Raw genomic sequence first — 15352 nt, 5'->3', positions numbered from 1 at the left:
TTAAGCCGGTAGAGGGCAGGGCGACCAATTGGGCCTGCGAAAAAACGCCCGTAGGCGTTTTATTGTGTAGGTAAACTAATCATCTTAGCAACTTATTTACCTATATTTTACCGTCAATTAGGACAACTGATTATAAACGCGGGCGATACGGCCGCTTCCGGTGACGTTAACCGGGGATTCAAAGGCGGCAATAAAGCAGGATTCACCTGGCTGCAAGATGACCTGTTGGCCCTGTTTCTCCAGCGTTGCTTCACCTTCTACGCAGAACACGATCGCCGCGCTGTTTTGCGCCAGTGGCTGCGGTGTGGCATCGAGATCGTGTAACGAGAAGGCAAAGTCCTCAACGGGGATCGGGAAGAACAGTTCTTTGCCACGTTGCTCTGGCTGAGTCAGCAGGCCAGATGCCGGTTGCGGGCGGAACTGCAGATTGGCCAGCAGTTCAGGAATATCGATGAATTTTGGCGTCAGACCCGCGCGCAGCACGTTATCCGAGTTTGCCATCACTTCCAGCGCGACGCCGTTCAGATAGGCATGTGGGGTCTCGGCATACAGGAACATGGCTTCACCCGGTGCCAGTTTGACCACGTTCAACAGCAGCGGAGAGAACAGGCCGCTGTCGTCGGCATAGAAACGAGCGATAAAGCGGATGGTGTCCCAGGGCTCACCCTGCTGGTTGTTCAAGGCGGCTTTCAGCACGCCAAGCGCCAGCGTTTTTTGCTCACCGCTCATCCCCAGCAGGCTGGCAAACAGGGTCGCCAGGTGGGCGGTATCCGGCTGCTGCAGGAAGGCGGCGATATCGTGATGTGCGCCGGAAAGGGGTTGTAACAACGCAACGATATCGTCCAGTTCGCGGAAGCCATTCATCGCCAGGAACGGCGTCAGGGCAAACACCAGCTCCGGCTTGTGATTCGGATCCTTATAGTTGCGCTCAGCGGCATCAAACGCAATTCCGGCGGCATTTTCTTTGGCAAAGCCCACCTCTGCGGCACTCTTGCTTGGGTGGACCTGGATGGAGAGCGGCTGGTCGGCACACAGCACCTTAAACAGGAACGGCAGTTCACCAAAGCGTTGTGCCACTTCGGCACCCAGCTGTTTAGGCTGGTCGGTATCAATCACCTCACGCAGAGAACGCAGGTTCCCCGCCTGATCGGCGACCTGTGAGCTGCTTTTAGGGTGGGCACCCATCCACAGTTCGGCCATCGGTTTGCCTGTCGGGTTGGCAATGCCATACAGCTTGGTTAACGCATCAACGCTGCCCCAGGCGTAGTTTTGGATGGCATTAGTCATTTTTTGCATGATCGTATCCCTGCTTTCTCAAGAAAATTGCGCTAAGTAAACAATGTGGCGCAGGCGCATGCAAGCCAAGATGGCTAAAAATGCTCTTTAGTCTGGGCGTTAATGCGAATAGTTATTATCTGGCTATACTGAGGAGGCTCGCCAACGGGCTATCACTCGTTGGCATTTCCCCTTCATTTTTAGGAATTGTGCTAAGGAGACCGTGATGGCAGGCGTTCGGATTGAAAAAGACTCAATGGGCCCCATCGAAGTACCCGCCGACCAACTATGGGGCGCGCAGACTCAGCGTTCGTTGGAACATTTCCGTATCTCGTCAGAAAAAATGCCCCCGGCGCTGATCCATGCGTTGGCGATGACCAAGCGTGCGGCAGCCAGCGTCAATATGGATCTGGGGTTGCTGCCTGCAGAGCGGGGCAAGGCGATTATCCAGGCTGCCGATGAAGTGCTGGCGGACAAGCACCCCAATGAATTCCCATTGTCGATCTGGCAAACCGGTTCCGGCACCCAGACCAACATGAATATGAACGAAGTGCTGGCCAACCGTGCCAGCGAGTTACTGGGGGGCGAACGCGGTGATGCGCGGCGGGTCCATCCCAACGACGACGTCAATAAAAGCCAGAGCTCCAACGACGTTTTCCCTACTGCAATGCATGTAGCGGCAGTGATCGCGGTGCGCGAGCATCTGATCCCTGAGTTGAAAGCGCTGCACCGCACGCTGCATGCCAAGGCCGAAGCTTTCCACGATATTGTTAAAATCGGCCGCACCCACCTACAAGATGCTACGCCGCTGACGCTGGGCCAGGAAATCTCCGGCTGGGCGGCGATGTTGGAATATAACCTCAAACATATCGAAGCCAGCATCCCGCATCTTAGTGAGTTGGCCTTGGGCGGCACGGCCGTGGGGACCGGGCTGAATACTCATCCCGAATACGCGGTCCGGGTGGCGAAGGCTTTGGCAGAACTGACCGGGCAACCTTTTGTCACCGCGCCGAACAAGTTCGAAGCCCTGGCAACCTGCGATGCGCTGGTGCATGGCCACGGTGCCTTGAAGGGCTTGGCCGCCTCGTTGATGAAGATCGCCAACGATGTGCGCTGGCTAGCCTCTGGCCCACGTTGCGGCATCGGTGAGATCGCTATTCCTGAAAATGAACCGGGCAGCTCAATCATGCCGGGGAAGGTCAACCCAACGCAGTGTGAATCCATGACCATGCTCTGTGCGCAGGTGATGGGCAACGACGTGGCGGTGAATATTGGCGGCGCGTCCGGTAACTTTGAGCTGAACGTATTCCGTCCGCTGGTTATTCACAACTATCTGCAATCTATTCGTTTGCTGGCAGACGGCATGAGCGGCTTCAATGAGCACTGTGCGGTGGGGATTGAACCGAACCGCGAACGCATCGGCCAGTTGCTTAACGAGTCGCTGATGTTGGTTACCGCCTTGAATACCCATATCGGTTATGACAAGGCGGCGGAAATCGCCAAACAGGCCCACAAGCAAGGATTAACCCTGAAAGCCTCGGCGCTGAAGTTGGGCTATCTGACCGAGCAGCAGTTTGACGAATGGGTACGGCCAGAGGATATGGTCGGCAGCATGAGGAAATAAACCCGCTGGCCTTGTAGGGACGCTGCATGCTGCGTCCGTTTGATGGCTCCTGAACTTTCGGGGGCCTATCTTCATCCGTGAAGATGTATAATCCCGTCTCGTATTCTTCTCGAATGAGTAACCCATGTCCCGCACTCAACGCCTGCTCGATCTGATGCAGATCCTGCGCCGCCATCGTTACCCGGTCGCCGGGCATTCCCTGGCCGAAGAACTGGGGATCAGCATGCGCACCTTGTACCGCGATATCGCTACCTTGCAGCAGCAGGGGGCGGATATTGTTGGCGAAGTGGGGATCGGTTATGTATTACGGCCGGGATTTATGCTGCCGCCGCTGATGTTCTCGCAAACTGAGATCGAGGCGCTGGTTCTGGGGATGCGCTGGGTGGAACGCCGGGGTGACAGCCAGCTTGCCGGGGCGGCGACCAATGCGTTGGCAAAAATTGCCGCCGTGTTGCCTGCGGAACTGCGTGAAGAGCTGGATGCCAATACGTTGCTGATCGGCCCGGTGCCTACCGCCTATGTGGCTGATGAGACCCTGGTGACAATCCGTGAAGCCATCCGTTTGGAGCGTAAGATCAAGGTGGAGTATCGGGATTATGCCGGTAATGGCAGCGAACGTATCTTGTGGCCGTTTGCCATGGGCTACTTTGAACAGGTGCAGATCCTGATGGCCTGGTGTGAATTGCGTGGCTCGATACGCCATTTCCGCCTTGACCGTATTAGCCGGTTAACGCTATTGGAGCTACGTTACCCGCGCGGCCGCCGGGTATTGATGAAGCTGTGGCGTGAAAGTGAGGGTATTGTCCAATGATCCTGCTGCCATAAACTGACAGTAGGGTGCACTAGAGTGACGTTATCAGGAGCCAGCCGGTTCCCACTCAGAGGATAACGTGATGACTACCCCAAGCATGACCATGATTTATGTCGATAGCCCAGAAAAAAGCGCCGAATTTTATCGCCAGCTGTTGGGAACCGAACCTGTCGAGCAGTCTCCCACCTTTGCCTTATTTATCTTGAATAACGGTTTCAAACTGGGCATGTGGTCAAAACATACCGTAGAGCCTGCGCCGGCGGCGACCGGTGGCGGTACAGAAATCTGCTTTATGTGTGAACAACCGCAACAGGTCGATGCGCTCTATCAACAGTGGCGGGATAAAGGATTAACTATCGTGCAATCCCCGGTCGAGCTGGACTTCGGCTACACCTTTGTTGCGGCCGATCTTGATGGCCATCGGCTGCGAGTTTACAAGCTTAACGACGAGTAATTCTTTCACTGCTAGATTCGCCATGCAGGGCACACATGCTGTGCCCGTTCAACCAAATACCCCGATAAGCTGATTTTATGCCCGTTAATCACCCCTCAATATCGGTATACAGATGCAGGCGTTTCACCATCAGGCGCAGGGGCTTAGCCTCCGGCTTATATTTGTGTTTTACCGCCGTCACGTCGTAATTGAGCAGTTCACCGATCTTCGGCACCTGTACACCCATCTCTGGTTGGCACAGGGCAATCAGCGGCAGCGGGCAGGGGTGCTGTACCTGTTTTTGCTGCGGTTGATACCATACGCGCGCGATTGGCTGCACCTTTACCGGCCGTTTGATTTTCAGCGTGGCGTTCTGCGGCAGGCGGCTGACGTCGTCAATTTCACGGCCCACCAACTCGGCCCACTGTTCGCGGTTGTAGGGCGGGACGGCGCGCCCGGCTTTCTGGCTTTTCTCTAATTGCGCCAGGATATCGTCGCGCTTCACCTTCTTGATGATGTGTTTGTTGGCCCAGCCAAAACGCACCGAGTCCGGGTTGGTGAGCAGGGTAATGGAGCGATAGGCGCTGAGGGTGATCAGACCGTGTAGGTGGGTGTGCACAAACTCAAAACGTTGCTCAGGTGCCAGGCCAGACTCGACGGTAATGATCTGTTCTAACTCCGCCTTCAGGCGGTTGATCAGGGCGATCTGCTGTTGTAGCGCCAGATACTCGGCTCTTTCGGTCTCAAGGCAAATGACACCGGGCAATCTTACCGCCGCCTTGCTGCTGATATGCTGGCGGTTGTGGTGGATAAACAGCCGTTGGTAGTGTTCCAGGGCAAGGTCACGGGCAGCCTGGCCCACATGCTGCTCCACGCTGATTTGTTCGATGGCGCTATGCTCCTTACCTTTCTCGATTTCTGGCAGGCTGAACACCCTTGCTGCCAGCAACCGCAACGGCTGGATTTGCTGGTGGAGCTGCGCCAATGCCTGTTCCAGCTCGCTAAAACGCGCATTCATTCTGCCGATCAGGCTGTACTTATCCATCATTACCTCGCATTTTAGTTACAACATACATTGTAGGGCAGTGTAACCAAGGTGGCAACTTCGGCCACATTATCGTCATTAACAACGAGTGATTCAGGCTTAACAGGGAGGTAAGATTGACCCTTCCCAGAGCGGAAAGGGTCTGGGGGTTAAATACGCGCGGCTTCCGGCAATTTCTTCAGGTAATGGCCAACCAACAGGGCCAGCAACAGCATCACGCTGATAAAGGCGACTACGCCGCCCCAGCCAAAGTTATGCCAGAACACGCCACCCAGCGTTCCGGCAACGCTGGAGCCCACGTAATAACAGAACAGATAGAGCGAAGAAGCCTGGCCTTTGGCCCGGCGTGCGCGGCGGCCAATCCAGCTGCTGGCAACCGAGTGGGCGGCAAAGAAACCGGCTGTGAACAGCATCATACCAATAAAGATCACAGTGACAGGGGCCAGGGCGGTGATCAGTATCCCGATCAGCATAATGATAATGGACGCCAGCAGCACCGGGCCGCGGCCAAATCTGGAGGTCAGGGCACCGGCCTTCGGTGAACTGTAAGAACCAGTGAGATACACCACCGATAACAGGCCCACAATTGCCTGGCTAAGATGATAAGGATCGCTCAGCAGGCGGTAGCCGATGTAGTTGAACATCGTCACAAAGCTGCCCATCAGCAGGAACCCTTCGGCAAACAGCAGCGGCAGCCCCTTATCGTGCCAATGCAGCTTAAAGTTAATCAGCAACGTCCTTGGCCGCAATGAACTGGCGCGGAAGTGTTTGGACGCGGGTAGAATGCGCCAGAACATGCAAGCCGCCGCCAGGGCGAACACCCCAATCACCGCCAGCGAGATCCGCCAGGAGAAGAAATCGGTGAGCACCCCGGTCACCAGGCGCCCACTCATCCCACCGATCGAGTTACCGCTGATATAGAGGCCCATAGAAAAGGCCACGAAGCTCGGGTGGATCTCTTCGCTCAGATAGGTCATACCGACTGCTGCAACCCCGCTCAGCGAAAGCCCAATCAGCGCCCGCATCAGCAAGATACCGTGCCAACTGGTCATAAAGGCACAGATCAGCGTACAAATCGCCGCCAACAGTAGGGCTACCACCATCACCGACTTGCGGCCAATAGCATCTGACAGCGGGCCGGTAAACATCAAGCCGATGGCCAACATCCCAGTGGAGAAGGAGAGGGAAAGGCTGCTCTCCGCTGGGGAGATGCCAAAATCTTGCGAAAGCACCGGCAAGATCGGTTGCACACAGTACAGCAACGCAAAGGTAGCCAGCCCGGCAGAGAACAGCGCCAAGGTCACGCGCATAAACTGCGGTGTACCGCGTTCGATGTAGGGGAGTTTATTCAGTGTGGTGCGTTTGGTTGTTGGGGCACTGTCAGGGGCAGGCAGCGTTTTTGGCGTACTGGCCGCAGAACGCGAAGCGGTTGTCACAGCTGTTCCTTACCGGGTTCGGGAGATAAAAAATACGTCTTGAGTCACAAAATCATAGGGAGCGGCCAGTTTTTTGTCTAATATATTAATCATCCTAATTAAGACGTTTAAAGTATGAATATCGAGCTCAGACATTTGCGTTACTTTGTGGCCGTCGCTGAAGAACTGCATTTTGGCCGGGCGGCGGAGCGGCTACGGATTTCCCAACCCCCCCTTAGCCAACAGATCCAGGCACTCGAGGATATGGTGGGTGCGCGTTTGCTGGCGCGCAATAACCGTAACGTCAGCCTGACCCAGGCGGGTGAGATGTTCTTGAAAGAAGCCTATCAGGTGCTTGCCCAGGTCAATCGGGCAGCAGAGAAGGCGGCGCGCCTGGAGCGTGGCGAACTGGGTGAACTGACGATTGGTTTTACCTCTTCGGCTCCGTTTATCAGCGTGGTTTCCCGTAGCTTGCGAGCCTTTCGCCAGTTATCACCGGATGTGCATATCAAAATGCGCGAGGTGAACACCAAGCAACAGCTTGAGCCGCTGCTCAACGGTGACCTTGATCTGGGCGTGATGCGCAATACCCGCCTGCCGGATGCGCTGCAGCATCAGTTGTTATTACGCGAGCCCTTGCTTGCCGTGGTGCCGAATGGCCACCCGTTAACCCTAAAGGCACCAGGCACGCTGCGTTTCAGCGATTTGGCCCAGGAACCCTTCGTGTTCTTTTCCCGCGAAGTGGGCACCGCGTTGTACGACGAAATTCTGGCTTTACTGGCGAATGCCGGGATCGCCCCTTACATCACGCAAGAAGTGGGGGAGGCGATGACTATTATCGGTCTGGTCGCGGCAGGGTTGGGGATTTCCATTTTGCCGATGTCATTTGGCAGAGTGAAGATCGATGGGGTGACCTATCTCCCCTTAGCCGAGCCGGAGGCGATGACAGAGGTCTGGTTGGTGCATCATCGCAGCAGGCCGTTAACGGCAGCGGCCAAGGCGTTAATGGTGCTGATGCTCGAGCCCAAAGCTGGGTAAATAAGAGGCGTTTTTGCCGGAAAGCTCGGTGAATTTGTGCTGTTAATCACATAACGAATCAAATAGTTGACGCTGTATTCCAAAAGCCCCACCATAGCCCCTAATCTTTATTTAGAAGCGCGAAAAATAGCAGGAGCGGGTGTGTGATTGCGGATGGGCAGCCTGGGCATATTGATCAGATCAAGCAAACCAATGCAGGGGCAGTTTACCGGCTGATAGATCGGCTGGGGCCGATTTCGCGCATCGAATTATCCAAGCGGGCACAGCTGGCGCCTGCCAGTATCACCAAGATAGTGCGTGAGCTGCTCGAAGCGCATCTGGTTAAAGAAACCGAATATCAGGAAGTGGGAAGCCGTGGCCGACCGGCCGTTGGCTTGGTGCTGGACACCGAAGCCTGGCATTACCTCTCTGCACGTATCAGCCGTGGCACCATTACCTTGGCGCTGCGCGATCTCAGTAGCAAGATGGTGGTTGAAGAACTGCTGCCGTTAAAAGCCGAACATCCCGAGTATTTATTACAGCGCATCGTTAGTGAAGTAGAGCAGTTCTTTATCCGCCACCAAAGCAAACTGGAACGTTTAACCGCCATCGCCATTACGCTGCCCGGCATGATTGATACCGCCGCGGGTATTGTTCACCGCATGCCGTTTTATGACGTCAACGAAATGGCGTTGGGACCAGCGCTAGAGGCACTGACGGGCCTGCCGGTTTATGTTCAGCATGATATCTGCGCCTGGACGATGGCAGAGGCGCTGTATGGCGCATCCCGTGGCAGCCATAACGTCATTCAGGTCGTCATCGATCATAACGTCGGCGCAGGGGTGATCACTAACGGACGCGTACTGCACGCGGGCAGCAGCAGCGTGGTGGAGATAGGTCACACACAGGTCGATCCGTACGGTAAACGCTGCTATTGCGGCAACCATGGTTGCCTGGAAACGGTCGCCAGTATTGAAAACATGCTAGAAATTGCCCAGCAACGTTTGGGTGGCTCGATGTCTTCCATGCTGCACGGCGCGCCATTGACCGTGGAATCGCTGTGCGATGCGGCTTTGGCTGGCGATCAGTTAGCCAAAGATATTATTCTTGGCGTCGGGCACAGCGTCGGGCGCATCGTGGCGATCATGGTCAACCTGTTCAACCCGGAAAAAATCCTGGTAGGTTCACCGTTGAACCGTGCCGCAGAAATCCTGCATCCGGCGATTGCTTCCTGCATCCGTCAGCAATCCTTGCCTGCGTACAGCGAGCATGTTCAAGTTGGATCCACCCAGTTCTTCAACCAAGGCACCATGCCGGGAGCCGCACTGGTGAAAGAAGCCATGTATAACGGTTCGTTGTTGGTGAAGTTGCTCCAAGGTTGACATAAGTTATTCTTATCAGAATTTCTTATTATTTACCGCCAAAAGATTGAGCTACCTCAAGCCCCCGTTGAGTTGCATCCCCTAGACTTTTCCCGTAGGACGACTCTCGTCGTGATTTACGGCGATTTTTTAGGTTAACGAGGCACTTCAAGGCAATCTATTCATGTTAAAGCGTTTATTTGTTACAGGCACGGATACCGACGTAGGTAAGACTGTGGTTTCCCGCGGTTTATTGCAGGCTTTCGCCGCGCAAGGTCGCTCAGTGGCGGGTTATAAGCCCATTGCGGCACGCTGCCAGGAAACCGGTGAAGGCATCCGCAATAGAGACGCTTTAGTTTTACAGGCCTCTTCCTCACTGCCGCTGTCGTATGACGAAATCAATCCGATCACCTGTCTGGATGAGGTGTTTCATGCCCATGCAACCCAGGATATTGATTACGGACTGATGAGCCGTGGTTTGCACCATCTCGCCGCCAAGGCCGATACGGTAGTGGTAGAGGGCAGCGGTGGCTGGCGGGTATTGATGAACGACCTCCGACCTTATGCCGAGTGGGTGGTACAGGAACAACTGCCGGTTATTCTGGTGGTCGGGATCAAACTGGGCTGTGTCAGCCATGCGTTATTGACCGCACAGGCAATTATTAACGATGGCTTACCATTGCTGGGCTGGGTGGCTAATCGTATCAACCCTGGTTTAGCTCACTATGCAGAAACTATCGATGCGATGCAGCAGCGTATTCCGGCTCCATTACTGGGTGAGATCCCGTATCTGCCGCGCGCAGAACAACGTGAGCTGGCACAATATCTGGATGTTTCGCAGTTGGTTGACCGCTACGCGTTGTGATAAACCGACTGTGGGCGTAGCCCGCGAGCAATGGTAGTGGCGATAACGCAAGCCAACAGAATGCCTGGCAGCAGGGTATATTCCCCGGTCATCTCAAACACCATTAATGCCGCCATAATTGGCGCATGAGTGGTGGCAGCCAGCAATGTCGCCATACCGGTCAGTGCCAGCAGAATCGGCACTGCAGTACCCAACTCTGGCCATAGGCCAAACATCTGGCCCACTACCGAGCCCAATGCGGCCCCCACGAATAATGTCGGCGTGAACACGCCTCCAGGTGCACCTGATCCACTACTGGCCAACAGGGCTAACAGTTTGCAAATCAGGATCGCACTGACCAGCAGCATCCCCGGTGGTGCCGAGAGTAGAGACTGCACCACGCTATAGCCATTTCCCCAGACTTCGGGATACAACAAGGAAAGCAACCCGACGATCAGCCCGCCAAGCGCCAGCTGTAATGGCGGTATGAGGTTGAGCGAGCGAAATGCCCGGCCGCTGGCCGCCATCGCCCACAGAAACAGCGGGCCACAAACTCCTGCCAGTATGCCCACCAAGGCCATTAACAGATACTGCACCGGCCAGGGAGCAGCAAGTGGCTCCACGATGTAGAGCGGAGCCTGGCCTCCGTTCAGCAGATTGGTCATCAGCAGCGCGCTCACGGCGGCGATCACTACCGGGCCAAGCGAGGCCAGCATCAGCGAACCAAACAGGATTTCCGCGATAAACAAGCTACCCGCCAACGGGGCATGATAGGCGCTAGCCATCCCGGCTGCGGCTGCGCAAGCCACCCACAATTTCCATTCTTTCGCCGGGGTAAAGCGCTGGGCGAATACTGAACCCACCAACGCCCCCAGCAGGATCATCGCCCCCTCGCGGCCAATGGTGCTACCGCTGGAAACCACCAACAGTGAGGCCAGGCATTTTATCAGGCTGGCGTTAACGGCCAACCGTCCGTCACCGGCTTCAATCGCTTCCATATAATCCGTTGGAGCGATGGGTTTTTGATGTTGGTAACGCTGGTAGATCCACAATAAAAAGCCAGCGGCCAATCCACCCAATGCTGGCGTCAACGCTCTCCGCCATCCGGGCAGTGCAGCGGCAGCGGCCACCAAACTGCCTTCCTCGTGATCCAGCAACAACCATTCGAGCCCGAACATGGCGCGGTGAAATAACCACACGGCCAGCGCAGCACCAATGCCGAGCAGGATGGCAATAAACAGATGGCGCAGCAGGGCGCGATAGTGGTGCAGAGGGACCAATTGATTCATGTGTTGGCAGATGATGAAGAATAAGAGGTTCAGGTGGGCATTGTGCTTGTCTACCCACCTGAAAACCAGAGAATCTTTATCAGAACCCTGGTGTTGTGGTTACAGTATTAACCGCCCGGAGGCGTGGCAGGCTGATATTTACCGCTCATGCCTTCCAGCAGCGCGACCAGATCCTTGATATCGCTTTCTGGTAGGGTAACGCCGACCTGATAGGTCAGCATATCCTTGACCGCCTGATGCAGCGAAGTCACGCTGCCGTCGTGGAAGTAAGGGGCGGTTTGGGCGATGTTTCGTAGCGTTGGGGTTTTGAAGCGGTGGCGATCGCTATCATTTTTAGTGACGTTGTAACGTCCAAGGTCGGCCTCAGTGGGATTACCGCGAAGGGCAAAGTAATCCGCTTTCAGCCCCATGACCTCATAGGACTGGCCTCCAAGGTTGACCCCGGTATGGCAGGTGCCACATTTGTTTTGCTGGAACAGTTGATACCCGTGTTTTTGCTGCGCCGTCAGGGCGTCGCTATCGCCTTTCAGGTAACGGTCAAACGGGCTATCTGGCGTGATCAGCGTCTTTTCGAACTCGGCAATCGCGTCGGTAATGTTATCGCCGGTGAAGCCGTTAGCATAGACGCGCCGGAAATCGGCCTTCAGCAAGGCGTCCTGATCCAGTTTAGCGATGATTTCATCCCAGGACTCAGAGGCCATCTCGATCGGGTTCATCGGCGGGCCACCGGCCTGGGCCTGTAAATCTGCCGCTCGGCCATCCCAGAACTGCGCCATATTGAAGGCCGCATTAAATACCGTCGGGGCGTTGATTGGCCCAACCTGATCGCCAACTCCCAATGATGAGACGCGGCCATCCACGCCACCTTCGCCCAGCTTATGGCAGTGGGCACATGAGATGCTGTCATCTTTCGATAGGCGCGGATCGTGGAACAGCCGGAAGCCCAGTGCCACTTTCTGCGGATCGGTAGGTAGCGAGGCTGGCACCGGCTGTAAAGCGGCACCGCGCAGTTCGGCTGGCGTATCCGGCAAAGTGTAGAACTGTTCGCGCTGTTGACGGACCCAGCTCAGTAATTCATTACGATCGCCGTCGCTGACGTTTCCGGCCCAGTGGACCATCTTGTACATTGGCGGTGGCATCTCCTGGTTTTGCAGCACGGCCTCCAGCTTGGCCAGATCGACTTCAGGTACTGCGGTTTTTTGTTGCAGAGCAGTGCGGGTAGCATCGAGGTTGAAATGCAGATTTCCACTGAGGATATCCTGCGCCATAATTTGTTTGGCGATCGGCAACTCGGCATAGAAGGGAAGCTTGGCCGAGTTTGAGTGGCAATAGTCGCAGCCATTGCGGGTTAACAGGGTATCGATTTGATTGCTGGCAACGACGGGGTTACGCTGTTGATCGTAATGGTAGACATAGCCGACGGTCCCCAAATAGCCGACGACGGCGGTAACGGCACATCCCAGAATAATTTTTTTAATCATGTTCTCGCTCCAATGAGTTGACTGCCAGATAACCCTACATATAAAGAGGTAATAAATTGGGCAATCGGATTGTCATGGCCAGGGGCGGTTGGCAACTTGATTAAAATCAATCACTATCATTGGTGTACGCTATCGTTCGGATAGGTTTTAACGATGAGGCAGGCGTGGCGAGGCTCACAGGCTGTTTCTAAGAAATACCTTATTATTCAATTAGGTGACGATTTATAGGTGACACCGTCACAATTTGTTCGATTGGTACGTTGTTGCGGGAAATTGGTGCACCACATCCCCAGACGAACTACATAATATCCCTTGGCTGTTATAATCCGGGGAAAATAAAAGACATAGGGACACATTTTAAACTGATGACCACTAACACTTCTGCGAGCATCGCCCAAGTAGCCCATCGGCCATTGATTCTGATTGCCTGCATGCTGGCGATGTTCATGTCTGCCATTGAAGCGACCATTGTCGCCACCGCGATGCCGACGATTATTGGCGATCTGGGTGGTTTTTCGTTGCTGGGCTGGGTGTTTTCAGTTTATTTGCTGGCACAGGCCATTACCATCCCGATCTACGGGCGTCTGGCAGATTTATACGGCCGGAAACCGATCTTTTTCTTTGGCGCCACGCTGTTCCTGTTGGGGTCGGTCCTGTGCGGTTTCTCATCGAATATGTATTGGCTGATTGCCTTCCGCCTGCTGCAAGGGCTGGGCGCCGGGGCGATCATGCCGATCGCCACCACCGTGATCGGTGATATTTACAGCGCCACCGAACGGCCAAAAGTGATGGGGTATCTTTCTAGCGTCTGGGGTGTTTCGGCTATTCTTGGCCCATTACTGGGTGCATTTATCGTGCAACACACGACTTGGGCTTTGGTATTTTGGGTCAACCTGCCCATTGGCCTGCTGGCGATGTATTTCCTGGGGCGCTACCTGCCAGACCTCAAACAGGGGCGCAAACATGCGTTGGATCTGGCGGGAACGGCTTGGCTGACGATCTTTGTCGCTGCATTACTGCTGTCACTCTTGCAGGCGGAAATGCTGGGATGGTGGGTCATACCGTTGCTGGCGTTGGCGTTAGTGGCGCTCAACCTGTTAATTCGTCAGGAGCGCCGTGCTCCTGAACCGTTGTTCCCATTGGCCCTATGGCAAAACCGCGTGATTGTGGCTGGCAATATTGGCGGCGTGGTGATCGGTGCTGCCATGATGGGCATCAGCGCCTTCCTGCCAACCTTTATTCAGGGCGTGAAGGGCGGAACCCCGCTGGAAGCCGGAACCACATTGGCCTTGATGTCGATTGGCTGGCCGTTGGCCAGTATGCTTAGCGGGCGTTTGATGCTGCTGACTTCTTATCGCACCACCGCACTGCTTGGTGCGCTGCTGTTGGCGGCCGGTGGCTTTATCCTGCTGCTGTTACAGCCTTCAGGTGGTTTACTGTGGGGGCGGGTTGCGGCGTTCATCATCGGGGTCGGCATGGGGTTGTGCAATACCACCTTCCTGGTCTCGGTACAGAATGCGGCACATTACAGTATTCGCGGTATCGCAACCGCCTGCACGGTATTCACCAGGATGGTCGGTTCGGCCATCGGCACCGCCATTCTGGGGGCCACGTTGAATATCAACCTGCATTTGCGTCTGCCACAAACGGTTGATCCGGTGCAGCAGTTGATGGAGCCAGAGGTTCGCAACACCATGCGGCCAGAGGCGCTGGCTGATCTCATTGGGCATGTTGCCGCATCAATGCATTGGGTATTCCTGGTCTCGGCGTTGATATCGCTGTTTGCCTTGGGCGCGGCTATGCTGATCCCGGCGCGTCATCGGCCACAGGGTGAAGGTGAAGAGGTTAAACAGGCGTAATAAAGAAGAGGGGCGCAGTAATGAACTGCGCCCTGGAGCCAGTTACTGCGGGGCTTGGGTATCCTGGCTGGTGCCAGTTTGCGCCGCGTCACCGCTGTCGTCGCCGTTGTTCAGGCGGGTATAGACGATTTTCTGCGTGTCTTGACCACAATGGCCAACCACCTGACCACCGGCAACGTTCGCCTGATCGTTAGGCACGATCTCCAGCTTGAAGCCGGATTCCGGCACGCCGTTATTGACAATCTTCTGGGCAATATCCGCCTTTATGCTCTCACATGAGGCAAAAGCGGCCAGCGGCGCGGTGGCTAACAGCAGTACACCTACTACAAGCGCTTTTTTCATCATTGGATCCTTATTTGAGACGAATGTTCTTTGTCAGGATAGCAGCATCTGGTTGAATAGTTTACCCTCATTGGCCATTACTGAGTGACGGGACGGCCAGTGGTGCGATCCAGACACTTACGGGTAGAAGGCTCCCAATAAGCATTGACGTTGTAGCTGTTATCACAACGATCTTCGTCATCAATGGCACGGTCAACCTTGTCAAACTCTTTCTCGACACGGGTGTTGACCTTGCTGCGCAGCGATTTGGTTTCGTTCCACTGCTCTTTGCTTTGGCGAGCCTGCTCATTGCTCATGGCTGCGCCGCCGCTGCCGTCAACCGTGACGCAGGTGCTGCCTTGGGTGCAAGTGGCTGCCAAGGCAGGGGCTTGCCAGGCACCGGCCAGCAATAACATGGCAACCGGTAACATCAGGCGCGGAAGGGAAAGTAATTTCATCGTTTCATCCTTATAAGTGAGTGTTGCATCCACCAGCAACACTGGCTCTAGCATGAGTTAAATATATCACTGTGCTGTTATATTGCACCAGCGCATCGCCTTGTTCGTTTAATTTACTG

General features: G+C 55.1%; 14 protein-coding genes. 7 read left to right on the top strand and 7 right to left on the bottom strand.

All coding sequences use genetic code 11. The features are described 5' to 3' along the window. Nucleotides 1-117 precede the first annotated feature (117 nt). Nucleotides 118-1296: a mannose-6-phosphate isomerase gene (gene manA / locus ACX9GU_RS14610; protein ID WP_473192027.1), complete on the bottom strand. Its 1179-nt coding sequence runs from the start codon at nt 1294-1296 to the stop codon at nt 118-120. Nucleotides 1297-1501: 205 nt separating this feature from the next. On the opposite strand from manA, the gene fumC reads away from it, so the two are divergent. From fumC to ACX9GU_RS14595, 3 genes are all read left to right on the top strand, one after another. Beyond that, nucleotides 1502-2899, top strand: coding sequence for a class II fumarate hydratase (fumC, locus tag ACX9GU_RS14605; RefSeq protein WP_473192026.1), 1398 nt, complete (start codon nt 1502-1504; stop codon nt 2897-2899). Between the two features lie 124 nt (nt 2900-3023). Continuing rightward, nucleotides 3024-3710, top strand: a complete 687-nt coding sequence (locus ACX9GU_RS14600; RefSeq protein WP_473192025.1) for a helix-turn-helix transcriptional regulator — start codon at nt 3024-3026, stop codon at nt 3708-3710. An 82-nt stretch (nt 3711-3792) separates the two neighbouring features. After that, entirely contained in the window at nt 3793-4164 is a 372-nt protein-coding gene (locus tag ACX9GU_RS14595; protein ID WP_202673139.1) for a VOC family protein, read from the top strand. An 88-nt stretch (nt 4165-4252) separates the two neighbouring features. On the opposite strand, the gene tus is transcribed toward ACX9GU_RS14595, so the two are convergent. Both tus and ACX9GU_RS14585 read right to left on the bottom strand, forming a co-directional pair. Beyond that, the gene (tus, locus tag ACX9GU_RS14590) at nt 4253-5188 is read right to left on the bottom strand and encodes a DNA replication terminus site-binding protein (RefSeq protein WP_473195191.1); all 936 of its coding nucleotides are present in this window, start codon (nt 5186-5188) and stop codon (nt 4253-4255) included. Nucleotides 5189-5337: 149 nt separating this feature from the next. After that, nucleotides 5338-6624: an MFS transporter gene (locus ACX9GU_RS14585; protein WP_071683602.1), complete on the bottom strand. Its 1287-nt coding sequence runs from the start codon at nt 6622-6624 to the stop codon at nt 5338-5340. 114 nt (nt 6625-6738) lie between these two features. Here ACX9GU_RS14585 and ACX9GU_RS14580 point away from each other — a divergent pair, with 114 nt between their 5' ends. The 3 genes from ACX9GU_RS14580 (at nt 6739) to bioD (ending at nt 9846) form a co-directional block, all read left to right on the top strand. Continuing rightward, the gene (locus tag ACX9GU_RS14580; RefSeq protein WP_473192024.1) at nt 6739-7641 is read left to right on the top strand and encodes a LysR family transcriptional regulator; all 903 of its coding nucleotides are present in this window, start codon (nt 6739-6741) and stop codon (nt 7639-7641) included. A gap of 143 nt (nt 7642-7784) precedes the next feature. Then, nucleotides 7785-9002: a sugar metabolism global transcriptional regulator Mlc gene (gene mlc / locus ACX9GU_RS14575; RefSeq protein WP_473192023.1), complete on the top strand. Its 1218-nt coding sequence runs from the start codon at nt 7785-7787 to the stop codon at nt 9000-9002. Between the two features lie 163 nt (nt 9003-9165). After that, nucleotides 9166-9846 (top strand): dethiobiotin synthase, encoded by a 681-nt coding sequence (bioD, locus tag ACX9GU_RS14570; protein ID WP_179245720.1) that lies wholly within the window; start codon nt 9166-9168, stop codon nt 9844-9846. On the opposite strand, the gene clcB is transcribed toward bioD, so the two are convergent. After that, the gene (gene clcB, locus ACX9GU_RS14565; protein ID WP_473192022.1) at nt 9834-11114 is read right to left on the bottom strand and encodes a voltage-gated ClC-type chloride channel ClcB; all 1281 of its coding nucleotides are present in this window, start codon (nt 11112-11114) and stop codon (nt 9834-9836) included. The genes bioD and clcB overlap by 13 nt on opposite strands. A 107-nt stretch (nt 11115-11221) precedes the next feature. Then, nucleotides 11222-12592 (bottom strand): cytochrome-c peroxidase, encoded by a 1371-nt coding sequence (locus ACX9GU_RS14560; protein ID WP_473195190.1) that lies wholly within the window; start codon nt 12590-12592, stop codon nt 11222-11224. Nucleotides 12593-12960: 368 nt separating this feature from the next. Here ACX9GU_RS14560 and ACX9GU_RS14555 point away from each other — a divergent pair, with 368 nt between their 5' ends. Continuing rightward, nucleotides 12961-14454 carry an MDR family MFS transporter gene (locus ACX9GU_RS14555; RefSeq protein ID WP_473192021.1) on the top strand — a complete coding sequence of 498 codons (1494 nt, stop codon included), beginning with the start codon at nt 12961-12963 and terminating at the stop codon, nt 14452-14454. A 42-nt stretch (nt 14455-14496) separates the two neighbouring features. Here ACX9GU_RS14555 and ACX9GU_RS14550 read toward each other — a convergent pair whose 3' ends face one another. Both ACX9GU_RS14550 and ACX9GU_RS14545 read right to left on the bottom strand, forming a co-directional pair. Beyond that, on the bottom strand, nt 14497-14796 hold the full coding sequence (locus ACX9GU_RS14550; protein WP_473195189.1) for a DUF1161 domain-containing protein: 300 nt from the start codon (nt 14794-14796) through the stop codon (nt 14497-14499). Between the two features lie 77 nt (nt 14797-14873). After that, nucleotides 14874-15206, bottom strand: a complete 333-nt coding sequence (locus ACX9GU_RS14545) for a DUF1283 family protein (protein ID WP_223665655.1) — start codon at nt 15204-15206, stop codon at nt 14874-14876. Nucleotides 15207-15352: the final 146 nt, after the last annotated feature.

The organism is Serratia sp. K1WW1 (genome assembly GCF_055790865.1).
Note: the sequence above shows the minus strand (reverse complement) of the source record. Positions and strands in the feature narration are given on the sequence as shown.